This is a genomic window from Pseudomonas sp. JQ170C (assembly GCF_035581345.1).
Lineage (GTDB): Bacteria > Pseudomonadota > Gammaproteobacteria > Pseudomonadales > Pseudomonadaceae > Aquipseudomonas.
On the sequence record NZ_CP141608.1, the window covers coordinates 5386683 to 5409732 of the forward strand.

Genomic DNA, 23050 nt, shown 5'->3' on the forward strand with positions numbered 1-23050 from the left:
CCAGTCCCATCGCTTAACGGCATATACGCGACGCTTTGCCGCGTAATGGCAGGGAGCCGTATACTCAACTGTTTATGCCCGCCGAGCGAGGCCGCAGTGGACAAGATCCTGATTCGTGGGGCAAGAACCCACAACCTGAAGAACATTGACCTGACCCTGCCCCGGGACAAGCTGATCGTCATTACCGGCCTGTCCGGTTCCGGCAAGTCGTCATTGGCCTTCGACACCCTCTATGCAGAAGGCCAGCGTCGCTACGTCGAATCGCTGTCGGCCTACGCCCGGCAGTTCCTGTCGATGATGGAAAAGCCCGATGTCGACACCATCGAGGGCCTGTCACCGGCCATTTCCATCGAACAGAAATCGACCTCGCACAACCCCCGCTCTACCGTCGGCACCATCACCGAGATCTACGACTACCTGCGCCTGCTCTATGCCCGTGTCGGCACCCCACGCTGCCCGGACCACGACATTCCGCTCGAAGCCCAGACCGTCAGCCAGATGGTCGACCTGGTGCTGGCCCAGCCTGAAGGCAGCAAGCTGATGCTGCTGGCCCCGGTAATTCGCGAACGCAAGGGCGAGCACCTGGCCGTGTTCGATGAACTACGCGCCCAAGGTTTTGTGCGCGCCCGGGTCAACGGCAAGCTGTACGAGCTCGATGAACTGCCGAAACTGGATAAGCAGAAAAAGCACACCATCGACGTCGTGGTCGATCGCTTCAAGGTGCGTGAAGATCTGCAGCAGCGCCTGGCCGAGTCCTTTGAAACCGCACTGAAGCTGGCGGATGGTATTGCCCTGGTGGGGTCGATGGATGACGAGCCGTTTGAAGAGATGATCTTCTCGGCGCGCTTCGCCTGCCCGATCTGCGGCCATGCCATCAGCGAGCTAGAGCCCAAGCTGTTTTCGTTCAACAACCCGGCGGGCGCCTGCCCGACCTGCGATGGCCTGGGGGTCAAGCAGTTCTTCGACACCAAGCGCCTGGTCAATAACGAATTGACCCTGGCCGAGGGCGCGATACGCGGTTGGGACCGGCGCAACGTCTATTACTTCCAGATGCTTGGCTCGCTGGCCGCGCATTTCGACTTCAGTCTCGAAGTGCCCTTTGGCGAGCTGCCGGCGGAACAGCAGAAAGTCATCCTGCACGGTAGCGGCAAGCAGAACGTCGACTTCAAGTACCTCAATGACCGTGGCGACATCGTCAAGCGTTCGCACCCTTTTGAAGGCATCGTGCCTAATCTGGAGCGGCGCTATCGCGAGACCGAATCGGCCACCGTACGCGAAGAACTGGCCAAGTTCCTCAGCACACAACCCTGCCCCGACTGTCGCGGCACGCGCCTTCGTCGTGAGGCGCGACACGTCTGGGTGGGTGAAAAGACCCTGCCGGCAGTCACCGGCCTGCCGATCGGCGATGCCAGCGATTACTTCGGCGGCCTGAAGCTGACCGGGCGCCGTGGCGAGATCGCTGACAAGATCCTCAAGGAAATCTGTGAGCGTCTGCAGTTTCTGGTCAACGTCGGCCTCGACTACCTGACCCTGGACCGCAGCGCCGATACGCTCTCCGGTGGTGAAGCTCAGCGTATCCGCCTGGCCAGCCAGATCGGCGCGGGCCTTGTCGGGGTGATGTACATCCTCGACGAGCCCTCCATCGGCCTGCACCAGCGCGATAACGACCGGCTGCTGGCGACCCTCAATCACCTGCGCGACATCGGCAACACGGTAATCGTGGTCGAGCACGACGAAGATGCCATTCGCCTGGCCGACTATGTAGTGGATATCGGCCCAGGGGCCGGCGTCCACGGCGGCCAGATTGTGGCAGAAGGCTCACCGGCCGAGGTCATGGCCCACCCTGACTCACTCACCGGCAAGTACCTGTCAGGGCGCGTCAAGATTGCCGTACCGGCCAAGCGCACCCCGCGCAACAAAAAGCTTTCACTCAAGCTCAAGGGCGCACGGGGCAACAACTTGCAGAATGTCGACCTGGAAATTCCGATCGGCCTACTGACCTGCGTGACCGGGGTTTCGGGCTCGGGCAAGTCAACGCTGATCAACAACACCCTGTTCCCGCTCAGTGCGACCGCCCTCAATGGCGCCAGTACGCTGGAGGCGGCGCCGCACGACAGCTGCGACGGCCTGCAACACCTGGACAAGGTGGTCGACATCGACCAAAGCCCGATCGGCCGTACACCGCGCTCGAACCCGGCGACCTACACCGGGTTGTTCACACCCATTCGCGAACTGTTCTCCGGCGTGCCGGAATCCCGTTCTCGCGGCTATGGCCCGGGGCGTTTCTCCTTCAACGTCAAGGGCGGGCGCTGCGAGGCCTGCCAAGGTGACGGCCTGATCAAGGTCGAAATGCACTTTTTGCCGGACATCTACGTGCCCTGCGACGTGTGCAAGAGCAAGCGCTACAACCGCGAAACCCTGGAGATCAAGTACAAGGGCAGGAACATCCACGAGGTCCTGGAAATGACCATCGAGGAGGCCCGTGAGTTCTTCGACGCTGTACCGGCCTTGGCCCGCAAGCTGCAGACCCTGATGGATGTCGGCCTGTCCTACATCAAGCTGGGGCAGTCGGCGACCACCTTGTCGGGTGGCGAGGCGCAGCGGGTGAAGCTGTCCCGCGAGCTGTCCAAGCGTGACACCGGCAAGACGCTGTACATCCTCGACGAGCCGACCACCGGCCTGCACTTTGCCGATATCCAGCAACTGCTTGATGTACTGCACCGTCTGCGCGACCACGGCAACACTGTGGTGGTGATCGAGCACAACCTGGACGTGATCAAGACTGCCGACTGGATTGTCGACCTGGGGCCGGAGGGAGGCTCTAAAGGTGGGCAGATCATTGGGTGTGGCACACCTGAGGAAGTGGCCGAGATGAAGCAGTCCTACACCGGCTACTATCTCAAGCCGCTGCTATTGCGGGACCGTGCGTAGCAGCCCGCTTGCCCCGCGATTTTGATTTCGCGGGGCAAGCGCGCTTCTGCAAGGCAAAACAAAAAGCCCCGCATTGGCGGGGCTTTTTTTTGTACCGGTGAAATTACATCTGCGATTGCAGGTAATTCTCCAGGCCGATCGACTTGATCAGGCCCTGCTGCTTTTCCAGCCAGTAGGTGTGATCTTCTTCGGTATCAGCCAGTTGCAGGCGCAGGATGTCGCGGCTGATGTAGTCCTTGTGCAATTCGCACAACTCGATGCCTTTGCACAGCGCGGCACGCACTTTGTATTCCAGGCGCAGGTCGGCGGCGATCATGTCTGGCACGGTAGCACCGACATCGAGGTCGTCAGGACGCATCCGCGGAGTGCCTTCGAGCATGAGGATACGACGCATCAGGGCATCGGCGTGCTGAGCCTCTTCCTCCATCTCGTGGTTGATACGCTCGTAGAGCTTGCTCAAGCCCCAGTCTTCGTACATCCGCGAATGGATGAAGTATTGGTCGCGTGCCGCCAGTTCGCCCGTCAGCAACGTGTTGAGATAATCGATTACGTCCGGGTGACCTTGCATCGCCCTGCCTCTCCCTGTTTGAAAGTCTTAGTTTGAACCAGGATGATCGCGAGGTCACTGAGATTTGCGCAATAAAGTAGAAAAAAGTCGGTAAACGGTAGTGATATTCATTGAAAAACCGCCCAAATGAGGGCGGTTCTTCTTATCACTTCGACTTAGGCGAGTTTTATGCCCAACGCATTGGCAATCCCTTCTCCATAGGCCGGATCGGCCTTGAAGAAGTGCTGCAACTGACGCTGTACCACGTCCTCGGAAACCCCGGCCATCGCTCCGGCAATGTTGTTGATCAACAGTGCCTTTTGCTCTGGGTTCATCAAGCGGAACAGCGCCCCGGCGTGACTGTAGTAGTCAGTGTCTTCCCGGTGATCGTAGCGATCCGCCACACCATTCAGGGCAAGCGCAGGTTCAGCGAACTGTGGCGCCTGTTTTGGAGCATTGGCGTAGCTGTTGGGCTCGTAGTTCGGCGCTGCCCCACCATTGCTGCCGAACGCCATGGCGCCGTCACGCTGGTAGCTGTTTACCGGGCTACGTGGCGCGTTTACCGGCAATTGCTGATGGTTGGTACCAACGCGGTAGCGATGGGCGTCTGCGTAGGCGAATACGCGGCCCTGAAGCATGCGGTCCGGAGAAAGACCGACGCCTGGCACCATATTGCTCGGGCCGAACGCCGCTTGTTCGACTTCTGCGAAGTAGTTCAGCGGGTTGCGGTTGAGTTCCAACTCACCGATTTCGATCAGTGGGTAATCCTTCTGCGACCAGGTCTTGGTGACGTCGAACGGGTTTTCATCGCGGGTAGCCGCTTCTTCTTCACTCATGGTCTGGATACAGACTGCCCACTTGGGGAAATCGCCGCGTTCGATGGCTTCAAACAAGTCGCGTTGGGCGTAGTCAGGGTCGGTTCCAGCCAGGCGTGCGGCCTCCGCCGGTGCCAGGTTCTTGATCCCCTGCTTGGTCTTGAAATGCCACTTGACCCAGGTGCGCTGGCCCTGCGCGTTAATCAGGCTATAGGTGTGGCTCCCGAAACCGTGCATGTGGCGGTAACCGTCCGGAATGCCGCGGTCAGAAAACAGAATGGTGACCTGGTGCAGGGCCTCAGGCGAATGCGACCAGAAATCCCACATCATCTGCGCACTCTTGAGGTTGCTTTGCGGCAGACGCTTCTGGGTGTGGATAAAGTCAGGAAACTTCAGCGGATCACGGATGAAGAACACCGGCGTGTTGTTGCCAACGATGTCCCAGTTGCCTTCTTCGGTATAGAACTTCAGAGCAAAACCGCGCGGGTCGCGCTCGGTATCCGCCGAGCCTCGTTCTCCACCGACAGTGGAAAAACGCAGGAAGGTTTCGGTCTGCTTGCCCACATTGCTGAACAATTTGGCGCAGCTGAGTTGGGTGATATCCCGCGTGACGGTGAAGGTGCCATAGGCTCCCGACCCTTTCGCGTGAACGCGACGCTCAGGAATGTTCTCGCGGTTGAAATGGGCGAGCTTTTCGATCAAGTGGAAGTCATCAAGCAGAAGCGGGCCACGCGAGCCTGCCGAACGCGAATTCTGGTTGTCAGCGACCGGTGCTCCGCTGGCGGTGGTCAGTACTTTGTTCTGGCTCATGCACTCTCTCCCTATCGGTCTTGAACGGCCGGCTAATCGGCTTGGGATGAGTATCGACCAGGACTATAACAACACCAAATTAATTACATGACTCAGATCAATAGATTAATACAATACAAGCAGACACAAAAAACCGGGCACTAGGCCCGGTTCCTTGTTACAGACTGTTCGCCTTACTCAGCAGCTTCTACCGAGCCACCAACAGGACGATCAACCAGCTCGACGTACGCCATAGGTGCGTTATCGCCAGCGCGGAAACCGCACTTGAGGATACGCAGGTAGCCGCCCTGACGGGTGGCATAGCGCTTGCCCAGATCGTTGAACAGCTTGCCGACGATTTCTTTCGAACGGGTACGGTCGAAAGCCAGACGACGGTTAGCTACGCTGTCTTCCTTGGCCAGGGTGATCAGCGGCTCGGCAACGCGGCGCAGTTCCTTGGCTTTTGGCAGGGTAGTTTTGATCAGCTCGTGCTCGAACAGCGACACCGCCATGTTCTGGAACATAGCCTTGCGGTGAGAGCTGGTACGGCTCAGGTGACGTCCACTTTTACGATGACGCATGATTCATTCCTTACCAAACACTACGTTCGGTGATTACGACGATCAGGCAGTCGCCTTGTCGTCTTTCTTAAGACTTGCAGGCGGCCAGTTGTCGAGGCGCATGCCGAGGGACAGACCACGGGAGGCCAGAACGTCCTTGATTTCAGTCAGGGACTTCTTGCCCAGGTTCGGAGTCTTCAACAGTTCTACTTCGGTGCGCTGAATCAGATCGCCGATGTAGTAAATGTTCTCCGCCTTAAGGCAGTTGGCCGAACGCACGGTCAATTCCAGATCGTCAACCGGACGAAGCAGGATCGGATCGATCTCGTCTTCCTGTTCGACTACCACTGGTTCGCTGTCGCCTTTGAGGTCGACGAACGCAGCCAACTGCTGTTGCAGGATGGTTGCGGCACGACGGATAGCCTCTTCTGGGTCCAGAGTACCGTTGGTTTCCAGATCAATTACCAGCTTGTCCAGGTTGGTACGCTGCTCGACACGGGCGTTTTCCACCACGTATGCGATACGGCGAACCGGGCTGAACGAAGAGTCGAGCTGCAAGCGACCAATGCTGCGGCTTTCGTCTTCATCGCTCTGACGCGAATCGGCCGGTTCATAACCACGACCACGAGCTACGGTGAGCTTCATGTTCAGGGCGCCATTGGACGCCAGGTTAGCGATTACGTGATCGGGATTAACGATCTCGACATCATGATCCAGCTGAATATCGGCAGCGGTAACCACCCCCGAACCCTTCTTCGACAAGGTCAGCGTAACTTCGTCACGACCGTGCAGTTTGATAGCCAGGCCTTTCAGGTTCAACAGGATTTCAATGACGTCTTCCTGTACACCTTCGATTGCCGAGTACTCGTGGAGTACACCGTCAATCTCGGCCTCGACTACTGCACAGCCAGGCATGGAGGACAACAGGATGCGGCGCAGCGCGTTGCCCAGGGTATGGCCAAAGCCACGCTCGAGAGGCTCGAGCGTGATTTTAGCGCGGGTTGGACTGACGACCTGCACATCAATATGGCGGGGCGTCAGGAACTCATTTACCGAAATCTGCATGGATGCACCTATTTTCTAGCCCTTACTTGGAGTAGAGCTCGACAATCAGGCTTTCGTTGATGTCGGCGGACAGGTCGCTGCGAGCAGGAACGTTCTTGAAAACGCCCGACTTCTTGGCAGCATCCACATCTACCCACTCAACGCGGCCACGCTGGGCGCACAGTTCAAGGGCTTGAACAATGCGCAGCTGGTTCAGCGACTTCTCGCGAACCGCGACCACGTCACCCGGACGAACTTGGTAGGACGGAACGTTTACAGTCTTGCCGTTTACGCTGATCGCTTTGTGCGAAACCAGCTGACGGGATTCGGCACGAGTAGCGCCAAAGCCCATACGATAAACGACGTTATCCAGACGGCATTCGAGCAGTTGCAGCAGGTTCTCGCCGGTAGCACCCTTCTTGGAGGCTGCTTCCTTGTAGTAACCGCTGAACTGACGCTCGAGAACGCCATAGATACGACGTACTTTTTGTTTCTCACGCAGCTGGGTGCCGTAGTCGGACTGACGACCACGACGCTGACCGTGGATACCTGGGGCTGCTTCGATGTTGCACTTCGATTCCAGAGCGCGAACGCCGCTCTTCAGGAACAGATCGGTGCCTTCACGACGAGACAGTTTGCATTTTGGACCAATGTAACGTGCCATTTATCTGTCTCCTGATTACACGCGGCGCTTCTTCGGCGGACGGCACCCGTTATGCGGGATTGGCGTCACGTCGGTGATGCTGGCGATCTTATAGCCACAACCGTTCAAAGCACGAACAGCGGACTCACGACCTGGACCTGGACCCTTGACGTTGACGTCGAGGTTCTTCAGACCATATTCCAGCGCAGCTTGACCAGCACGCTCAGCAGCTACTTGAGCAGCGAACGGGGTGGACTTGCGGGAACCGCGGAAACCCGAACCGCCGGAGGTAGCCCAGGACAGAGCGTTACCTTGACGATCGGTGATGGTCACGATGGTGTTGTTAAAAGACGCGTGGATGTGGGCGATGCCATCAACCACTGTCTTTTTGACTTTTTTACGAGGACGAGCAGCAGGTTTTGCCATTTCTAAATTCCTGTCGATTCGCTGGTGCGATTACTTGCGGATCGGCTTACGCGGGCCCTTACGGGTACGCGCGTTGGTCTTGGTACGCTGACCGCGTACTGGCAGACCCCGACGATGACGCAGGCCGCGGTAGCAACCCAGGTCCATCAACCGCTTGATTTTCATGTTGATGTCACGACGCAGATCACCTTCGGTGATGTACTTCGCAACTTCAGTACGCAGCGATTCAACCTGCTCGTCGCTCAGATCCTTGATCTTAGCGGCTGGGTTGACCCCAGTCTCTACACAGATTTTCTGTGCAGTAGTGCGACCAACACCATAGATGTAGGTCAGCGAGATAACAGTGTGCTTGTTATCTGGAATGTTGACGCCTGCAATACGGGCCATTCAGTGGGACTCCAATTGACAGCTACCTACGCCCCGGAAGCCAAGAAATAGGGCGCGAGATAATATCGCTGTAGAAACAAATAATCAACCCAGCAGCGCACTAGCTGCTGGGTTTGTAGCGCAGATCACACTCAGCCTTGGCGCTGCTTGTGACGTGGTTCCGCACTGCAAATTACTCGAACAACACCTTCGCGGCGAATAATTTTGCAGTTACGGCACAGCTTTTTCACCGATGCACGAACTTTCATCACCAACTCCTCGAACCTTAAGGGTCTCTCAGCGCAGCAAACCGCTGCCGCCGTAGCCTTTCAGGTTGGCTTTCTTCATCAGGGATTCGTACTGGTGCGAAACGAGGTGCGATTGTACTTGGGACATGAAGTCCATCACAACCACTACCACAATCAGCAACGAGGTCCCGCCAAGGTAGAACGGAACGTTTGCCGCAACCACCAGGAACTGGGGAAGCAGACAGACGGCCGTCATATAAAGAGCACCGAACATGGTCAAGCGGGTCAGAACGCCATCAATGTAGCGCGCCGACTGCTCACCTGGACGGATACCCGGAATAAAGGCACCGGACTTCTTCAGGTTCTCCGCTACGTCTTTCGGATTGAACATCAACGCCGTATAGAAGAAGCAGAAGAAAATAATCCCTGCACTAAACAGCAGAATATTCAACGGCTGACCAGGAGCGATCGACTGCGAGATGTCCTGCAACCAGCCCATACCTTCGGACTGACCGAACCAGGCACCCAGCGAAGCCGGGAACAGCAAGATGCTGCTCGCGAAAATGGCAGGAATAACGCCCGCCATGTTCACTTTCAGCGGCAAGTGGCTAGTCTGCGCAGCGAAGACCTTACGGCCCTGCTGACGCTTGGCGTAGTGAACGGCGATACGACGCTGACCACGCTCAATGAACACCACAAAACCGATAATCGCTACTGCCAGCAAACCGATAGCGACCAGAGCGAAAATGTTGATATCGCCCGTACGTGCAGACTCGAAAGACTGCCCGATTGCTCTCGGAAGACCGGCGACGATACCCGCGAAGATCAACATCGAGATACCGTTGCCTACACCGCGCTCCGTGATCTGCTCACCCAGCCACATCATGAACATCGCACCAGCCACAAACGTGGATACCGCGACGAAATGGAAGCCAAAATCAGCAGAAAACGCCACGCCCTGACCGGCCAGACCAATGGACATGCCAATAGCCTGGACCAGCGCCAGGATTACGGTGCCGTAGCGGGTGTACTGGCTGATCTTGCGACGGCCAGCTTCACCTTCCTTCTTCAACTGCTCCAGCTGCGGGCTGACGGCGGTCATCAACTGCATGATGATCGATGCCGAGATGTACGGCATGATCCCCAGTGCGAAGATGCTCATCCGTTCCAGCGCGCCGCCGGAAAACATGTTGAACAAGCTAAGAATGGTCCCCTCATTCTGTCGAAACAGTTCCGCCAGCCGGTCCGGGTTGATACCTGGAACTGGGATGTGTGCGCCTATCCGATAGACGATGATCGCCAGGAACAGAAAACGCAGACGAGCCCAAAGTTCAGACATCCCGCCTTTGCCGAGCGAAGAGAGAGCACCTTGCTTAGCCATTTATTCCTCGAACTTGCCGCCAGCTGCTTCGATAGCCGCACGCGCACCTTTGGTGGCTGCGATACCCTTGATGGTGACCGCGCGAGTAACTTCGCCCGACAGCATGATTTTCACACGCTGTACGTTCTGGTTAATCACGTTGGCATCCTTCAAGGATTGCACGGTGACAACGTCGCCTTCCACTTTGGCCAGCTCGGACAGACGCACTTCGGCGCGATCCATGGCTTTCAGGGAAACGAAGCCGAATTTCGGCAGGCGACGGTGCAGCGGCTGTTGACCGCCTTCAAAGCCTGGAGCGATGGTGCCACCGGAGCGGGAGGTCTGACCTTTGTGACCACGGCCACCAGTCTTACCCAAACCACTACCGATACCACGACCCGGACGATGCTTCTCGCGACGGGAACCCGGCGCTGGACTCAGATCATTGAGTTTCATCGATTAACCCTCGACGCGCAGCATGTAGTAAGCCTTGTTGATCATCCCGCGATTCTCGGGAGTATCCAGGACTTCTACAGTGTGACCGATGCGGCGCAGACCCAGACCCTTAACGCACAGTTTGTGGTTAGGGAGACGGCCGGCGGTGCTTTTGATCAGCGTAACTTTAACGGTAGCCATGATCAGCGGATCTCCTCAACGCTCTTGCCGCGCTTGGCAGCAATGGACTCAGGAGATTGCATAGCCTTCAGACCCTTGAAAGTGGCGTGAACCACGTTTACTGGGTTAGTCGAGCCATAGCACTTGGCCAGGACGTTCTGAACGCCAGCAACTTCCAGGACGGCACGCATGGCGCCACCGGCGATGATACCGGTACCTTCGGAGGCAGGCTGCATGTACACCTTCGACGCGCCATGGGCGGACTTGGTGGCGTACTGCAGAGTGGTGCCGTTCAGGTCAACCTGAATCATGTTGCGACGAGCAGCTTCCATGGCTTTCTGGATCGCAGCAGGTACTTCGCGCGATTTGCCACGGCCGAAGCCGACACGACCTTTACCATCACCAACCACGGTCAACGCGGTGAAGGTGAAGATACGGCCGCCTTTTACGGTTTTGGCAACGCGGTTAACTTGAACCAGCTTCTCGATGTAGCCTTCGTCGCGCTTTTGATCGTTATTTGCCATAACTTAGAACTCCAGCCCGCCTTCACGAGCAGCATCAGCCAGCGCCTTGACGCGGCCGTGGTACTTGAAGCCGGAACGGTCAAAGGCAACTTGAGATACACCGGCGGCTTTCGCGCGCTCAGCTACCAGCTTGCCAACCTTAGTGGCCGCGTCGATGTTGCCGGTGGCGCCATCACGCAGTTCTTTGTCCAAAGTCGAGGCGCTGGCCAGGACTTTGCTGCCGTCGGCCGAAATGACCTGGGCATAGATGTGCTGCGAGGAGCGGAACACGCAGAGACGCACGACTTCGAGTTCGTGCATTTTCAGGCGTGCTTTGCGAGCGCGACGCAGTCGAGTAACTTTTTTGTCGGTCATTTGCTAGGCCCTACTTCTTCTTGGCTTCTTTACGACGGACGACTTCGTCCGCGTAACGCACACCCTTGCCTTTGTACGGCTCTGGTGGACGGAAGTCGCGGATTTCAGCGGCCACCTGACCTACCAGCTGCTTGTCGATACCCTTGATCAGGATATCGGTCTGGCTTGGGGTCTCAGCGGTGATACCAGCCGGCAGTTCGTAATCCACTGGATGCGAGAAGCCGAGCGCCAGGTTCAGCACGGTGCCTTTGGCTTGTGCTTTGTAACCAACACCGACCAGCTGGAGCTTACGCTCGAAGCCTTGGCTTACGCCTTGGACCATGTTGTTTACCAGGGCACGGGTAGTACCGGCCATAGCGCGGGTTTGTTGATCGCCATTGCGAGCAGCAAAACGCAGCTCACCAGCTTCTTCAACCACTTCTACGGACGAGTGAACGTTCAGTTCGAGAGTGCCCTTGGCACCCTTCACCGAAAGCTGCTGGCCGACGAATTTTACTTCGACACCGGCTGGCAGCTTAACGGGGTTCTTAGCGACGCGAGACATGCTTATCCCCCCTTAGAACACTGTGCAGAGAACTTCGCCGCCGACACCGGCAGCGCGCGCAGCACGATCAGTCATCACACCTTTGTTGGTGGAGACGATAGACACGCCCAGACCGCCACGTACTTTCGGCAGTTCTTCGACGGACTTGTACTGACGCAGGCCTGGACGACTTACGCGCTTGACTTCCTCGATGACCGGACGGCCCTCGAAGTATTTCAGCTCGATGGAAAGCGATGGTTTTACTTCGCTGCTGACCTGATAGCCAGCGATGTAACCTTCGTCTTTCAGAACTTTGGCTACCGCAACCTTCAGAGTCGACGAAGGCATGCTTACGACGGACTTTTCAGCCATCTGGGCATTACGGATGCGAGTTAGCATGTCCGCTAACGGGTCCTGCATACTCATGGGCTAGACGCTCCTGATACAAGAAAAATTAGCCTCTCGGCTACTACAGTCGCCTGAACGCGCAGGGTCAAAAAACCCGGGCTCAGGAGAGCCGGTCATTCTAGACAGATCCCGGAAACGAAACAAGCCCCAGAAGGGGCTTGTTTCGATGCAAAGTCACCGGTGGTCGGAAGATTACTCCCCCGCCACCTGGACGCTGCCGGTACGTCTTACCAGCTGGCTTTAACCAGACCTGGAACGTCACCGCGCATTGCTGCTTCACGCAGCTTGTTACGGCCGAGGCCGAACTTGCGGTAAACGCCGTGTGGACGACCGGTGATGCGGCAGCGGTTACGCAGGCGCGAGGCGCTAGCGTCACGTGGCTGCTTCTGCAGAGCTACGACAGCGGCAAAACGCTCTTCTGGAGTTGCTTCCAGGTTCACGATGGTCGCTTTCAGCTCGGCACGCTTCTTGGCGTACTTGGCAACAGTGAGCTGACGCTTCAGCTCACGGTTCTTCATGCTCTTCTTGGCCATTTTCCTACTCCAATCAGTTGCGGAACGGGAATTTGAAAGCACGCAGCAGAGCGCGGCCTTCGTCATCGTTCTTGGCAGTGGTGGTCAGGGTAATGTCCAGACCGCGCAGAGCATCGATCTTGTCGTAGTCGATTTCCGGGAAGATGATCTGCTCTTTCACGCCCATGCTGTAGTTGCCACGACCATCGAAGGACTTGGCATTCAGGCCGCGGAAGTCGCGAACCCGAGGCAGGGAGATCGCCAGCAGGCGGTCCAGGAATTCATACATACGATCACGGCGCAGAGTAACTTTAACGCCGATCGGCCAGCCCTCACGGACTTTGAAGCCCGCGATGGATTTCCGAGCGAAAGTCACAACGGCTTTCTGACCGGTGATCTTCTCCAGGTCAGCAACAGCGTGCTCGATGACTTTCTTGTCGCCGACAGCTTCGCCCAGACCCATGTTCAGGGTGATCTTGGTAACGCGCGGAACTTCCATCACGTTCGCCAGCTTAAGTTCTTCCTTAAGCTTCGGAGCAATTTCCTTCCGGTAAATCTCTTTCAGTCGTGCCATGGTCTTCTACCTAGCAGTGTTCAAGCATCAACCGCTTTTTGGGTCGACTTGAAGACACGAATTTTCTTGCCGTCTTCTACTTTGAAACCAACGCGGTCAGCCTTGTTGGTTTCGCCGTTGAAAATGGCGACGTTGGAAGCGTGCAGTGGCGCTTCTTTCTCGACGATACCGCCTTGTACGCCCGACATCGGGTTAGGCTTGGTATGACGCTTCACCAGGTTGATCCCACCAACGACCAGACGGTCATCAGCGAGAACCTTGAGCACCTTACCGCGCTTACCTTTGTCTTTGCCGGCGATCACGATGATCTCGTCGTCACGACGAATCTTTTGCATGTCGGATCTCCTTACAGCACTTCTGGGGCGAGCGAGACGATCTTCATGAACTTCTCAGTACGAAGTTCACGGGTCACTGGCCCAAAGATACGGGTGCCGATCGGCTCTTGCTTGTTGTTCAGCAGAACAGCAGCATTGCCATCAAAGCGGATGATGGAGCCGTCAGCACGACGGACACCGTGGCGAGTGCGGACTACAACAGCAGTCATCACTTGGCCTTTCTTCACTTTACCGCGCGGAATTGCTTCCTTGACGGTTACCTTGATGATGTCACCGATGCCGGCGTAACGGCGGTGCGAACCGCCGAGAACCTTGATGCACATGACGCGACGAGCGCCGCTGTTATCGGCCACATCGAGCATGGATTGAGTCTGAATCATAAAATTTCTCCGACCCTTAGCCCTTAGACTTCAACAGCGCGTTCGAGAACTTCAACCAGTGCCCAAGCTTTGGTCTTGGCCAGCGGACGGGTCTCACGGATGGAGACCTTGTCGCCGATATGGCACTGATTGGTTTCGTCGTGCGCGTGCAGCTTAGTCGAACGCTTAACGTATTTACCGTAGATCGGGTGCTTTACGCGACGCTCGATCAGTACGGTGATGGTTTTGTCCATCTTGTCGCTGACGACACGGCCAGTCAGCGTACGGACGGTTTTTTCAGCTTCAGCCATGATTACTTACCTGCCTGCTGGTTGAGCACAGTTTTCACGCGAGCGATGTCACGCTTAACTTGCGAGAGCAGGTGCGACTGCCCCAACTGGCCAGTTGCTTTCTGCATACGCAGATTGAACTGGTCGCGCAGCAAGCCGAGCAGTTGCTCGTTCAGCTGCTGTGCTGATTTTTCACGAAGTTCATTCGCTTTCATCACATCACCGTCCGCTTAACAAAGGAGGTGGCGAGAGGCAGCTTTGCAGCCGCCAGGGCGAAAGCCTCACGCGCCAGCTCTTCAGAAACACCCTCGATCTCGTACAGGACTTTGCCTGGCTGGATCTGGGCAACCCAGTACTCCACGGAACCTTTACCTTTACCCATCCGCACTTCGAGAGGCTTCTTGGAGATCGGCTTGTCCGGGAACACACGGATCCAGATCTTACCGCCACGTTTTACGTGACGAGTCAGGGCACGACGTGCCGATTCGATCTGGCGAGCGGTGAGACGACCGCGAGCAACAGCTTTCAGAGCAAATTCGCCGAAGCTGACTTTGCTACCGCGCAGCGCCAGACCACGGTTGTGGCCAGTCATCTGCTTGCGGAATTTTGTACGCTTTGGTTGCAACATTTGGCGTACCCCTTACTTAGCAGCTTTTTTACGAGGCGCTGGTGCTTGTGGTTTCAGTTCTTCTTGGCGACCACCAATAACTTCGCCTTTGAAAATCCAAACCTTCACACCGATCACACCGTAAGTGGTGTGAGCTTCGTAAGTGGCATAGTCGATGTCAGCACGCAGGGTGTGCAGCGGCACACGACCTTCGCGATACCATTCAGTACGTGCGATTTCAGCACCACCGAGACGACCGCTCACCTGGATCTTGATGCCTTTGGCACCAATGCGCATGGCGTTCTGTACGGCGCGCTTCATGGCGCGACGGAACATCACACGACGCTCCAGCTGCTGAGCTACGCTCTGAGCTACCAGCATACCGTCGAGTTCCGGCTTGCGGATCTCTTCGATATTGATGTGCACAGGCACACCCATTTGCTTGGTCAGGTCCTGACGCAGTTTTTCAACATCTTCACCTTTCTTCCCGATAACGATACCTGGACGAGCGGTGTGGATGGTGATGCGTGCAGTTTGAGCCGGACGATGGATATCGATACGGCTAACGGACGCGCTTTTTAGTTTGTCTTGGAGGTACTCACGCACATTCAGATCTGCGAGCAAATAGTCCGCATAAGTCCGACCGTCTGCGTACCAGACGGAGGTGTGCTCCTTGACGATTCCCAGGCGAATGCCAGTGGGATGTACTTTCTGACCCATCTGATCGACTCCGTTACTTGTCCGCAACCTTGACAGTGATATGGCAAGACCGCTTGACGATGCGATCAGCGCGGCCTTTGGCACGCGGCATGATGCGCTTCAGCGAACGCCCTTCGTTGACGAAAACGGTGGAGACCTTCAGGTCATCAACGTCTGCGCCTTCGTTATGCTCGGCGTTGGCTACGGCCGACTCGAGGACTTTCTTCATGATTTCAGCGGCTTTTTTGCTGCTGAAAGCCAACAGGTTGAGCGCTTCGCCCACCTTCTTCCCGCGGATCTGGTCGGCGACCAAGCGGGCTTTCTGGGCGGAGATTCGAGCGCCCGACAACTTAGCGGCTACTTCCATTTCCTTACCCCTTAACGCTTGGCTTTCTTGTCAGCCACGTGCCCACGATAAGTGCGGGTACCGGCAAACTCGCCCAGTTTATGGCCGACCATGTCTTCGTTCACGAGAACTGGGACGTGTTGGCGACCGTTGTGTACCGCGATGGTCAGACCGACCATTTGTGGCAGGATCATCGAACGGCGCGACCAGGTCTTAACTGGTTTGCGATCGTTCTTTTCCGCCGCCACTTCGATCTTCTTCAGTAGGTGAAGATCGATAAAAGGACCTTTTTTCAGAGAACGTGGCACTGTCGTATCCCTCTATTTACTTGCGACGACGGACGATCATGTTGTCGGTACGCTTATTACCACGAGTCTTCGCGCCCTTAGTCGGGAAGCCCCATGGCGATACCGGATGACGACCACCGGAGGTACGACCTTCACCACCACCATGTGGGTGGTCAACCGGGTTCATGGCAACACCACGAACGGTTGGGCGAACGCCACGCCAGCGTTTGGCACCAGCTTTACCCAGCGAACGCAGGCTGTGCTCGGAGTTCGAGACTTCACCCAGGGTCGCACGGCATTCAGCCAGGACTTTACGCATCTCGCCGGAGCGCAGACGAACGGTCACGTAGACGCCTTCGCGAGCGATCAGCTGAGCCGAAGCACCAGCGGAGCGAGCGATTTGTGCACCTTTGCCCGGCTTCAGTTCGATGCCGTGAATGGTGCTACCCACTGGAATGTTGCGCAGTTGCAGGGAGTTGCCCGGCTTGATTGGAGCCAGAGCACCTGCGATCAGCTGGTCGCCAGCACTCACGCCTTTAGGGGCGATGATGTAGCGGCGCTCGCCGTCTGCGTAGCAGAGCAGTGCGATGTGAGCAGTACGGTTTGGATCGTATTCGATACGCTCGACAGTGGCGACGATGCCATCTTTGTCGTTGCGACGGAAGTCGACCATACGGTAATGCTGCTTATGACCACCACCTACGTGACGAGTAGTGATGCGGCCATTGTTGTTACGACCACCAGACTTCGATTTCTTCTCGAGCAGCGGTGCGTGAGGAGCGCCTTTGTGCAGCTCCTTGTTGACCACCTTGACCACGAAACGGCGGCCAGGGGAAGTCGGTTTGCATTTAACGATTGCCATGATGCACCCCTTCCTTACTCAGCACTGCTGCTGAAATCGAGATCTTGGCCTGGCTGAAGGGAGACGATCGCCTTCTTCCAGTCATTGCGCTTGCCCAGACCACGTGCGGTACGCTTGGTTTTACCCAGAACGTTTACAGTCGACACGTTTTCGACTTTTACGCCGAACAGGCCTTCGACAGCTTTCTTGATTTCCAGCTTGGTTGCATCAGTAGCAACCTTGAATACGAACTGGCCTTTTTTCTCAGCCAGAACGGTAGCCTTCTCGGAAACATGCGGGCCAAGGAGGACTTTAAATACGCGTTCCTGGTTCATCCCAGCAGCTCCTCGAATTTCTTCACGGCCGACACAGTGATCAACACTTTGTCGTATGCGATCAGACTGACCGGATCGGAACCCTGTACGTCACGTACGTCGACGTGCGGCAGGTTACGAGCAGCCAGGTACAGATTCTGATCAACAGCATCAGAAACGATCAGTACGTCGCTCAGACCCATGCCGTTCAGCTTGTTCAGCAGGTCTTTGGTTTTCGGTGCTTCAACAGCGAAGTCCTGAACCACGACCAGACGATCGGTACGCACCAGCTCAGCGAGGATGGAACGCATTGCTGCGCGGTACATCTTCTTGTTGAGCTTCTGCGAGTGGTCTTGAGGACGAGCTGCGAAAGTGGTACCGCCGCCACGCCAGATTGGGCTACGGATAGTACCGGCACGAGCGCGACCAGTACCTTTCTGACGCCATGGGCGCTTACCGCCACCAGCAACGTCGGAACGGGTTTTCTGCTGCTTGGTGCCCTGACGGCCGCCGGCCATGTAGGCCACGACTGCTTGGTGAACCAGCGTCTCGTTGAATTCGCCACCGAAAGTCAGTTCGGAAACTTCGATCGCTTGAGCGTCATTTACATTTAGTTGCATGTCAGCTTCCCCTTAACCGCGAGCCTTGGCAGCCGGACGCACAACCAGATCACCGCCAGTAGCGCCAGGAACGGCACCCTTGACCAGCAACAGATTGCGTTCAGCGTCGACGCGCACTACTTCCAGGGACTGAACGGTCACGCGCTCGGCGCCCATATGACCGGACATTTTTTTGCCCTTGAATACACGACCAGGAGTCTGGCACTGGCCGATAGAGCCCGGGACGCGGTGGGAAACGGAGTTACCGTGGGTGTTATCTTGACCGCGGAAATTCCAGCGCTTGATGGTACCGGCAAAGCCTTTACCTTTCGACTGACCGGTAACATCTACCATTTGGCCAGCAGCGAAGATTTCTGCATTGATCAAGTCGCCAGCCTGGTAGTCGCCTTCTTCAAGACGGAACTCCCAGACACCGCGACCAGCGGCAACGTTCGCTTTAGCGAAGTGACCTGCTTGAGCAGCAGTCACGCGCGAAGCACGACGCTCACCAACAGTGACTTGCACTGCACGGTAGCCATCGGTTTCTTCGGTTTTGAACTGGGTGACGCGATTCGGCTCGATCTCAATGACCGTGACCGGAATGGAGACACCTTCTTCGGTGAAAATGCGGGTCATACCGCACTTACGACCGACTACACCAATAGTCATGTTGTAAACCTCATGAGTGTACGGGGCTTTCACCCGCTATGGCCGCCCATTTCAGAGCGTTACACGACTAAGACCCGAGTCTTAGCCGAGGCTGATCTGCACTTCCACACCTGCCGCAAGATCAAGCTTCATAAGAGCATCAACGGTTTTATCCGTTGGCTGGACGATGTCCAGAACGCGCTTATGAGTACGGATCTCGTACTGGTCACGCGCGTCTTTGTTGACGTGCGGGGAGACCAGAACGGTGAACCGCTCTTTACGAGTAGGCAGTGGAATTGGACCACGCACTTGAGCACCAGTACGTTTCGCGGTTTCCACGATTTCCTGGGTGGATTGGTCGATCAGGCGATGGTCAAAAGCCTTCAACCTGATACGGATTTGCTGATTTTGCATTGGATTTCAGACTCCAGGCTGCTATTCCCACCGGGCGCACTACGCCCGTTAAAAGGAGGCGTGATTCTATAGACGCCCCTATTGGGTGTCAACCCAATAAAAAAAGCCCCCGCTGAGCGGGGGCTTTTTCAACCTATCGAGAATTACTCGATGATTTTGGCTACGACGCCAGCGCCGACGGTACGACCGCCTTCACGGATAGCGAAACGCAGGCCATCTTCCATTGCGATGGTTTTGATCAGAGTGACAGTCATCTGGATGTTGTCACCTGGCATTACCATTTCAACGCCTTCTGGCAGCTCGCAGTTACCAGTCACGTCAGTAGTACGGAAGTAGAACTGTGGACGGTAGCCTTTGAAGAACGGAGTATGACGGCCGCCTTCTTCCTTGCTCAGAACGTAAACTTCTGCGGTGAACTTGGTGTGCGGCTTAACCGAACCTGGCTTAACCAGAACCTGACCACGCTCAACGTCGTCACGCTTGGTGCCACGCAGCAGAACGCCGCAGTTCTCGCCAGCACGACCTTCGTCCAGCAGCTTGCGGAACATCTCAACACCGGTGCAGGTGGTGGTGGTGGTGTCACGCAGACCAACGATTTCCAGAGCGTCCTGAACGCGGACGATACCACGCTCGATACGACCGGTAACAACGGTACCACGACCCGAGATCGAGAATACGTCTTCGATTGGCATCAGGAACGGCTTGTCGATAGCACGCTCTGGCTCTGGGATGTAGCTGTCCAGAGTTTCAACCAGACGCTTGACAGCGGTGGTGCCCATTTCGTTGTCGTCTTTGCCTTCCAGGGCCATACGAGCCGAACCGATGATGATCGGAGTGTCGTCGCCTGGGAAGTCATAGGTGGACAGCAGGTCGCGAACTTCCATCTCGACCAGTTCCAGCAGCTCAGCGTCGTCTACCAGGTCAGCCTTGTTCAGGAAGACCACGATGTACGGAACGCCTACCTGACGGGACAGCAGGATGTGCTCACGGGTTTGCGGCATCGGACCATCGGCGGCCGAGCAAACCAGGATCGCGCCGTCCATCTGGGCAGCACCGGTGATCATGTTCTTCACGTAGTCAGCGTGACCTGGGCAGTCAACGTGAGCGTAGTGACGAATGTTCGAGTTGTACTCGACGTGCGCGGTGTTGATGGTGATACCGCGAGCTTTCTCTTCTGGAGCGCTGTCGATCTTGTCGAATTCGACGACGGCCGAACCGAAAACTTCGGAGCAGACGCGAGTCAGAGCTGCGGTCAGAGTGGTTTTACCGTGGTCAACGTGACCGATGGTGCCAACGTTGACGTGCGGAAGGGAACGATCAAATTTTTCTTTAGCCACGACAGTGAACCTCTTGCCTAAAGGGCTGGATTAGCCTTGTTTTTTAACGAGTGCTTCGACGATATTCGACGGAGCTTCGGCGTATTTGGAGAATTCCATGGAGTAGCTCGCGCGACCCTGAGACATGGAACGAACGTCGGTTGCATAACCGAACATCTCTCCGAGCGGAACTTCAGCACGGACAACCTTGCCGGACACCGAATCTTCCATACCCTGGATCAGACCACGACGACGGTTCAGGTCACCCATCACGTCACCCATGTAGTCCTCAGGGGTCACAACTTCTACCTTCATGATCGGCTCAAGCACTTTACCGCCGCCTTTGGCAGCCAGTTGCTTGGTCGCCATGGAGGCCGCCACCTTGAACGCCATCTCGTTGGAGTCGACGTCGTGGTAGGAACCATCAAACACGGTTGCCTTCAGGCCGATCAGCGGATAGCCGGCAACAATGCCGTTCTTCATCTGCTCTTCGATACCCTTCTGGATCGCCGGGATGTACTCCTTAGGAACCACACCACCTACAACCTCGTTGGTGAATTCCAGGCCTTCGGTGATGTTGCCCTGCGCGTCCACTGTTGGCTGCGAGAAGCGGATCCAGCAGTGACCGAACTGACCGCGACCACCGGACTGACGAACGAACTTACCTTCGATTTCGACGTTGTCTTTGGTGATCTGCTCACGGTAGGAAACTTGCGGCTTACCGATGTTGGCTTCGACGTTGAACTCGCGCTTCATGCGGTCAACGAGGATGTCCAGGTGAAGCTCGCCCATACCCGAGATAATGGTCTGGCCGGTTTCTTCGTCGGTCTTGACGCGGAACGACGGGTCTTCCTGGGCCAGCTTGCCCAGTGCGATACCCATCTTCTCCTGGTCTTGCTTGGTCTTCGGCTCAACAGCTACCGAGATCACAGGCTCCGGGAAGTCCATACGCTCGAGGATGATCGGCTTGTCGGCGTTGCACAGGGTGTCACCAGTGGTGACGTCCTTCATGCCGATCAGAGCAGCGATGTCGCCTGCCAGTACTTCTTTGATTTCTTCACGCTGGTTGGCGTGCATCTGCACCATACGACCAACGCGCTCTTTCTTGCCCTTGACCGAGTTGATCACGGAGTCGCCAGACTGCAGCATGCCCGAGTAAACGCGCACGAAAGTCAGGGTACCCACGAACGGGTCGGTGGCAATCTTGAACGCCAGAGCCGAGAACGGCTCGTTGTCGTCTGCGTGACGCTCGTCGTAGTCAGCGTCAACCAGCTCGTCCTTCGGCTTCTCGATCAGGTCTGGGTGGATACCCTTGATCGCAGGAATCTCGGTCGGAGCAGGCAGGAAATCGATAACAGCATCGAGAACCAGGGGAACGCCCTTGTTCTTGAAGGAAGAACCGCAGACAGCCGGAACGATCTCGCTGGCCAGGGTGCGCGCACGCAGTCCGGCTTTGATCTCTTCGACGGTCAGCTCTTCGCCTTCCAGATACTTGTTCATCAGCTCTTCGCTGGACTCGGCAGCCGCTTCAACCATGTTGGAACGCCACTCCTGAGCCAGCTCCAGCATATCGGCAGGAATTTCTTCCTCGCGATAAGTGGTGCCTTTGTCGTCGTCGTTCCAGTAGATAGCCTTCATTTTGATCAGGTCAACCTGACCCTGGAAGTTATCTTCCGAACCGATAGCCAGCTGAACAGGAACCGGGGTGTGACCCAGACGATTCTTGATCTGACCTACGACGCGCAGGAAGTTTGCACCAGCACGGTCCATCTTGTTCACGTAAACAACACGCGGAACACCGTACTTGTTGGCTTGACGCCATACGGTTTCGGACTGCGGCTCAACGCCGGACGTGCCACAGAACACAACGACCGCGCCGTCGAGTACACGCAGCGAACGCTCTACTTCAATGGTGAAGTCAACGTGGCCGGGGGTATCGATAACGTTTACGCGGTAGTTGTCATACTGGCCACGGGAGCCTTGCCAGAAGGTAGTTACAGCAGCGGAGGTAATGGTAATACCCCGCTCCTGCTCCTGCACCATCCAGTCGGTGGTCGCGGCGCCATCATGCACCTCGCCCATCTTGTGGCTCAGACCTGTGTAAAACAGGATCCGCTCGGTAGTGGTAGTCTTGCCCGCGTCAACGTGCGCGCAAATACCAATGTTACGGTAGCGGTTGATTGGTGTAGTACGAGCCATAGAGCCCTCGCAAAAATAGTGATGCCTGAATTAGAAGCGGTAGTGCGAGAACGCTTTGTTGGCTTCGGCCATACGGTGTACGTCTTCACGCTTCTTGACTGCAGCACCTTTGCCTTCAGCAGCATCCAGCAGCTCGCCAGCCAGGCGCAGAGCCATGGACTTCTCGCCACGCTTGCGGGCGTAGTCTACCAACCAGCGCATTGCCAGGGCGTTACGGCGGGATGGACGAACTTCAACAGGGACCTGGTAAGTGGCACCGCCAACACGGCGCGACTTAACTTCGACCAGCGGAGCGATGGCGTCGAGAGCTTTCTCGAAGATTTCCAGGGGATCGCTGTTCTTGCGTTCTTTAACCTTGTCCAGTGCACCATAAACGATACGCTCGGCAACGGCTTTCTTGCCGCTTTCCATTACGTGGTTCATGAACTTGGCGAGGATCTGGCTTCCGTATTTTGGATCGTCCAGAATCTCACGCTTGGCTGCTACACGACGTCTTGGCATTGATAAGCCCTCAAACGGTCTTCAGGTTAGCCCGGGACAGTGAACCCAAAGGGTGC

34 protein-coding genes are annotated in these 23050 nt (G+C 56.5%); 1 reads left to right on the forward strand and 33 read right to left on the reverse strand.

The genetic code is table 11. The features are described 5' to 3' along the window. The first annotated feature begins 96 nt into the window (after positions 1–96). Positions 97–2931 (forward strand): excinuclease ABC subunit UvrA, encoded by a 2835-nt coding sequence (uvrA, locus tag U9R80_RS24570; protein ID WP_301839895.1) that lies wholly within the window; start codon positions 97–99, stop codon positions 2929–2931. Between the two features lie 103 nt (positions 2932–3034). Here uvrA and bfr read toward each other — a convergent pair whose 3' ends face one another. The 33 genes from bfr to rpsG all read right to left on the reverse strand — a co-directional run bounded on the left by bfr (position 3035) and on the right by rpsG (position 22994). Further along, entirely contained in the window at positions 3035–3499 is a 465-nt protein-coding gene (bfr, locus tag U9R80_RS24575; protein ID WP_028944474.1) for a bacterioferritin, read from the reverse strand. A gap of 155 nt (positions 3500–3654) precedes the next feature. Next, on the reverse strand, positions 3655–5103 hold the full coding sequence (locus U9R80_RS24580) for a catalase (RefSeq protein WP_301839894.1): 1449 nt from the start codon (positions 5101–5103) through the stop codon (positions 3655–3657). Positions 5104–5276: 173 nt separating this feature from the next. Beyond that, positions 5277–5663, reverse strand: a complete 387-nt coding sequence (gene rplQ, locus U9R80_RS24585; protein WP_002555463.1) for a 50S ribosomal protein L17 — start codon at positions 5661–5663, stop codon at positions 5277–5279. 42 nt (positions 5664–5705) lie between these two features. After that, entirely contained in the window at positions 5706–6707 is a 1002-nt protein-coding gene (locus tag U9R80_RS24590; protein ID WP_003186012.1) for a DNA-directed RNA polymerase subunit alpha, read from the reverse strand. Between the two features lie 22 nt (positions 6708–6729). After that, positions 6730–7350 carry a 30S ribosomal protein S4 gene (rpsD, locus tag U9R80_RS24595; RefSeq protein WP_028944476.1) on the reverse strand — a complete coding sequence of 207 codons (621 nt, stop codon included), beginning with the start codon at positions 7348–7350 and terminating at the stop codon, positions 6730–6732. Positions 7351–7365: 15 nt separating this feature from the next. Beyond that, entirely contained in the window at positions 7366–7755 is a 390-nt protein-coding gene (gene rpsK / locus U9R80_RS24600; protein WP_002555466.1) for a 30S ribosomal protein S11, read from the reverse strand. A 30-nt stretch (positions 7756–7785) separates the two neighbouring features. Continuing rightward, on the reverse strand, positions 7786–8142 hold the full coding sequence (gene rpsM, locus U9R80_RS24605; protein WP_028944477.1) for a 30S ribosomal protein S13: 357 nt from the start codon (positions 8140–8142) through the stop codon (positions 7786–7788). Positions 8143–8273: 131 nt separating this feature from the next. Beyond that, a complete protein-coding gene (gene rpmJ, locus U9R80_RS24610; RefSeq protein ID WP_002555468.1) occupies positions 8274–8390 on the reverse strand; it encodes a 50S ribosomal protein L36 in 117 nt (38 codons plus the stop codon). 28 nt (positions 8391–8418) lie between these two features. Further along, positions 8419–9750, reverse strand: coding sequence for a preprotein translocase subunit SecY (gene secY / locus U9R80_RS24615; protein ID WP_010220319.1), 1332 nt, complete (start codon positions 9748–9750; stop codon positions 8419–8421). Then, positions 9751–10185, reverse strand: coding sequence for a 50S ribosomal protein L15 (gene rplO, locus U9R80_RS24620; protein ID WP_010220318.1), 435 nt, complete (start codon positions 10183–10185; stop codon positions 9751–9753). Positions 10186–10188: 3 nt separating this feature from the next. Next, positions 10189–10365 carry a 50S ribosomal protein L30 gene (gene rpmD, locus U9R80_RS24625; protein WP_010220317.1) on the reverse strand — a complete coding sequence of 59 codons (177 nt, stop codon included), beginning with the start codon at positions 10363–10365 and terminating at the stop codon, positions 10189–10191. Between the two features lie 2 nt (positions 10366–10367). After that, on the reverse strand, positions 10368–10868 hold the full coding sequence (gene rpsE / locus U9R80_RS24630; RefSeq protein ID WP_010220316.1) for a 30S ribosomal protein S5: 501 nt from the start codon (positions 10866–10868) through the stop codon (positions 10368–10370). A 3-nt stretch (positions 10869–10871) separates the two neighbouring features. Continuing rightward, complete coding sequence (gene rplR / locus U9R80_RS24635) at positions 10872–11222, reverse strand: 50S ribosomal protein L18 (RefSeq protein WP_009397496.1); 351 nt, start codon at positions 11220–11222, stop codon at positions 10872–10874. Between the two features lie 10 nt (positions 11223–11232). Further along, positions 11233–11766 (reverse strand): 50S ribosomal protein L6, encoded by a 534-nt coding sequence (gene rplF / locus U9R80_RS24640; protein WP_038606175.1) that lies wholly within the window; start codon positions 11764–11766, stop codon positions 11233–11235. 12 nt (positions 11767–11778) lie between these two features. Next, positions 11779–12171 carry a 30S ribosomal protein S8 gene (gene rpsH / locus U9R80_RS24645; RefSeq protein WP_010220313.1) on the reverse strand — a complete coding sequence of 131 codons (393 nt, stop codon included), beginning with the start codon at positions 12169–12171 and terminating at the stop codon, positions 11779–11781. 209 nt (positions 12172–12380) lie between these two features. After that, a complete protein-coding gene (rpsN, locus tag U9R80_RS24650; RefSeq protein ID WP_010220312.1) occupies positions 12381–12686 on the reverse strand; it encodes a 30S ribosomal protein S14 in 306 nt (101 codons plus the stop codon). A 13-nt stretch (positions 12687–12699) separates the two neighbouring features. Continuing rightward, on the reverse strand, positions 12700–13239 hold the full coding sequence (gene rplE / locus U9R80_RS24655; protein ID WP_028944480.1) for a 50S ribosomal protein L5: 540 nt from the start codon (positions 13237–13239) through the stop codon (positions 12700–12702). A 20-nt stretch (positions 13240–13259) separates the two neighbouring features. Next, entirely contained in the window at positions 13260–13574 is a 315-nt protein-coding gene (gene rplX / locus U9R80_RS24660) for a 50S ribosomal protein L24 (protein ID WP_009397501.1), read from the reverse strand. Positions 13575–13585: 11 nt separating this feature from the next. Continuing rightward, complete coding sequence (gene rplN / locus U9R80_RS24665; protein WP_002555479.1) at positions 13586–13954, reverse strand: 50S ribosomal protein L14; 369 nt, start codon at positions 13952–13954, stop codon at positions 13586–13588. Positions 13955–13977: 23 nt separating this feature from the next. Further along, positions 13978–14244 carry a 30S ribosomal protein S17 gene (rpsQ, locus tag U9R80_RS24670; protein ID WP_028944481.1) on the reverse strand — a complete coding sequence of 89 codons (267 nt, stop codon included), beginning with the start codon at positions 14242–14244 and terminating at the stop codon, positions 13978–13980. A 2-nt stretch (positions 14245–14246) separates the two neighbouring features. Continuing rightward, positions 14247–14438: a 50S ribosomal protein L29 gene (gene rpmC, locus U9R80_RS24675; RefSeq protein ID WP_002555481.1), complete on the reverse strand. Its 192-nt coding sequence runs from the start codon at positions 14436–14438 to the stop codon at positions 14247–14249. Next, the gene (gene rplP / locus U9R80_RS24680) at positions 14438–14851 is read right to left on the reverse strand and encodes a 50S ribosomal protein L16 (protein ID WP_003255479.1); all 414 of its coding nucleotides are present in this window, start codon (positions 14849–14851) and stop codon (positions 14438–14440) included. Before rplP ends, rpmC begins: the two co-directional genes overlap by 1 nt. 12 nt (positions 14852–14863) lie before the next feature. Then, positions 14864–15550 carry a 30S ribosomal protein S3 gene (rpsC, locus tag U9R80_RS24685; protein WP_010220308.1) on the reverse strand — a complete coding sequence of 229 codons (687 nt, stop codon included), beginning with the start codon at positions 15548–15550 and terminating at the stop codon, positions 14864–14866. Positions 15551–15563: 13 nt separating this feature from the next. Continuing rightward, a complete protein-coding gene (rplV, locus tag U9R80_RS24690; protein ID WP_003103908.1) occupies positions 15564–15896 on the reverse strand; it encodes a 50S ribosomal protein L22 in 333 nt (110 codons plus the stop codon). A gap of 11 nt (positions 15897–15907) precedes the next feature. Further along, on the reverse strand, positions 15908–16183 hold the full coding sequence (gene rpsS / locus U9R80_RS24695; protein ID WP_002555486.1) for a 30S ribosomal protein S19: 276 nt from the start codon (positions 16181–16183) through the stop codon (positions 15908–15910). Positions 16184–16199: 16 nt separating this feature from the next. Continuing rightward, entirely contained in the window at positions 16200–17024 is an 825-nt protein-coding gene (gene rplB, locus U9R80_RS24700; protein WP_028944482.1) for a 50S ribosomal protein L2, read from the reverse strand. A 14-nt stretch (positions 17025–17038) separates the two neighbouring features. Then, positions 17039–17338 (reverse strand): 50S ribosomal protein L23, encoded by a 300-nt coding sequence (gene rplW / locus U9R80_RS24705; protein WP_010220306.1) that lies wholly within the window; start codon positions 17336–17338, stop codon positions 17039–17041. Next, the gene (gene rplD, locus U9R80_RS24710) at positions 17335–17937 is read right to left on the reverse strand and encodes a 50S ribosomal protein L4 (RefSeq protein WP_010220305.1); all 603 of its coding nucleotides are present in this window, start codon (positions 17935–17937) and stop codon (positions 17335–17337) included. Before rplD ends, rplW begins: the two co-directional genes overlap by 4 nt. 12 nt (positions 17938–17949) lie before the next feature. Next, positions 17950–18585: a 50S ribosomal protein L3 gene (gene rplC, locus U9R80_RS24715; protein ID WP_028944484.1), complete on the reverse strand. Its 636-nt coding sequence runs from the start codon at positions 18583–18585 to the stop codon at positions 17950–17952. 81 nt (positions 18586–18666) lie between these two features. Next, the gene (rpsJ, locus tag U9R80_RS24720) at positions 18667–18978 is read right to left on the reverse strand and encodes a 30S ribosomal protein S10 (RefSeq protein WP_003186070.1); all 312 of its coding nucleotides are present in this window, start codon (positions 18976–18978) and stop codon (positions 18667–18669) included. 143 nt (positions 18979–19121) lie between these two features. Further along, on the reverse strand, positions 19122–20315 hold the full coding sequence (gene tuf, locus U9R80_RS24725) for an elongation factor Tu (RefSeq protein WP_105642145.1): 1194 nt from the start codon (positions 20313–20315) through the stop codon (positions 19122–19124). 30 nt (positions 20316–20345) lie between these two features. Beyond that, positions 20346–22493, reverse strand: coding sequence for an elongation factor G (gene fusA, locus U9R80_RS24730; RefSeq protein WP_301839882.1), 2148 nt, complete (start codon positions 22491–22493; stop codon positions 20346–20348). A gap of 30 nt (positions 22494–22523) precedes the next feature. Continuing rightward, a complete protein-coding gene (rpsG, locus tag U9R80_RS24735) occupies positions 22524–22994 on the reverse strand; it encodes a 30S ribosomal protein S7 (RefSeq protein ID WP_008089143.1) in 471 nt (156 codons plus the stop codon). Between the last annotated feature and the right edge of the window lie 56 nt (positions 22995–23050).

Bases quoted from the DNA above. Each gene is read 5' to 3' on its own strand.
- bfr (WP_028944474.1), bottom strand. From the start codon at position 3,499: ATGCAAGGTCACCCGGACGTAATCGATTATCTCAACACGTTGCTGACG.
- U9R80_RS24580 (WP_301839894.1), bottom strand. From the start codon at position 5,103: ATGAGCCAGAACAAAGTACTGACCACCGCCAGCGGAGCACCGGTCGCT.
- rplQ (WP_002555463.1), bottom strand. From the start codon at position 5,663: ATGCGTCATCGTAAAAGTGGACGTCACCTGAGCCGTACCAGCTCTCAC.
- U9R80_RS24590 (WP_003186012.1), bottom strand. From the start codon at position 6,707: ATGCAGATTTCGGTAAATGAGTTCCTGACGCCCCGCCATATTGATGTG.
- rpsD (WP_028944476.1), bottom strand. From the start codon at position 7,350: ATGGCACGTTACATTGGTCCAAAATGCAAACTGTCTCGTCGTGAAGGC.
- rpsK (WP_002555466.1), bottom strand. From the start codon at position 7,755: ATGGCAAAACCTGCTGCTCGTCCTCGTAAAAAAGTCAAAAAGACAGTG.
- rpsM (WP_028944477.1), bottom strand. From the start codon at position 8,142: ATGGCCCGTATTGCAGGCGTCAACATTCCAGATAACAAGCACACTGTT.
- rpmJ (WP_002555468.1), bottom strand. From the start codon at position 8,390: ATGAAAGTTCGTGCATCGGTGAAAAAGCTGTGCCGTAACTGCAAAATT.
- secY (WP_010220319.1), bottom strand. From the start codon at position 9,750: ATGGCTAAGCAAGGTGCTCTCTCTTCGCTCGGCAAAGGCGGGATGTCT.
- rplO (WP_010220318.1), bottom strand. From the start codon at position 10,185: ATGAAACTCAATGATCTGAGTCCAGCGCCGGGTTCCCGTCGCGAGAAG.
- rpmD (WP_010220317.1), bottom strand. From the start codon at position 10,365: ATGGCTACCGTTAAAGTTACGCTGATCAAAAGCACCGCCGGCCGTCTC.
- rpsE (WP_010220316.1), bottom strand. From the start codon at position 10,868: ATGGCAAATAACGATCAAAAGCGCGACGAAGGCTACATCGAGAAGCTG.
- rplR (WP_009397496.1), bottom strand. From the start codon at position 11,222: ATGACCGACAAAAAAGTTACTCGACTGCGTCGCGCTCGCAAAGCACGC.
- rplF (WP_038606175.1), bottom strand. From the start codon at position 11,766: ATGTCTCGCGTCGCTAAGAACCCCGTTAAGCTGCCAGCCGGTGTCGAA.
- rpsH (WP_010220313.1), bottom strand. From the start codon at position 12,171: ATGAGTATGCAGGACCCGTTAGCGGACATGCTAACTCGCATCCGTAAT.
- rpsN (WP_010220312.1), bottom strand. From the start codon at position 12,686: ATGGCCAAGAAGAGCATGAAGAACCGTGAGCTGAAGCGTCAGCTCACT.
- rplE (WP_028944480.1), bottom strand. From the start codon at position 13,239: ATGGCACGACTGAAAGAGATTTACCGGAAGGAAATTGCTCCGAAGCTT.
- rplX (WP_009397501.1), bottom strand. From the start codon at position 13,574: ATGCAAAAGATTCGTCGTGACGACGAGATCATCGTGATCGCCGGCAAA.
- rplN (WP_002555479.1), bottom strand. From the start codon at position 13,954: ATGATTCAGACTCAATCCATGCTCGATGTGGCCGATAACAGCGGCGCT.
- rpsQ (WP_028944481.1), bottom strand. From the start codon at position 14,244: ATGGCTGAAGCTGAAAAAACCGTCCGTACGCTGACTGGCCGTGTCGTC.
- rpmC (WP_002555481.1), bottom strand. From the start codon at position 14,438: ATGAAAGCGAATGAACTTCGTGAAAAATCAGCACAGCAGCTGAACGAG.
- rplP (WP_003255479.1), bottom strand. From the start codon at position 14,851: ATGTTGCAACCAAAGCGTACAAAATTCCGCAAGCAGATGACTGGCCAC.
- rpsC (WP_010220308.1), bottom strand. From the start codon at position 15,550: ATGGGTCAGAAAGTACATCCCACTGGCATTCGCCTGGGAATCGTCAAG.
- rplV (WP_003103908.1), bottom strand. From the start codon at position 15,896: ATGGAAGTAGCCGCTAAGTTGTCGGGCGCTCGAATCTCCGCCCAGAAA.
- rplB (WP_028944482.1), bottom strand. From the start codon at position 17,024: ATGGCAATCGTTAAATGCAAACCGACTTCCCCTGGCCGCCGTTTCGTG.
- rplW (WP_010220306.1), bottom strand. From the start codon at position 17,338: ATGAACCAGGAACGCGTATTTAAAGTCCTCCTTGGCCCGCATGTTTCC.
- rplD (WP_010220305.1), bottom strand. From the start codon at position 17,937: ATGCAACTAAATGTAAATGACGCTCAAGCGATCGAAGTTTCCGAACTG.
- rplC (WP_028944484.1), bottom strand. From the start codon at position 18,585: ATGACTATTGGTGTAGTCGGTCGTAAGTGCGGTATGACCCGCATTTTC.
- rpsJ (WP_003186070.1), bottom strand. From the start codon at position 18,978: ATGCAAAATCAGCAAATCCGTATCAGGTTGAAGGCTTTTGACCATCGC.
- fusA (WP_301839882.1), bottom strand. From the start codon at position 22,493: ATGGCTCGTACTACACCAATCAACCGCTACCGTAACATTGGTATTTGC.
- rpsG (WP_008089143.1), bottom strand. From the start codon at position 22,994: ATGCCAAGACGTCGTGTAGCAGCCAAGCGTGAGATTCTGGACGATCCA.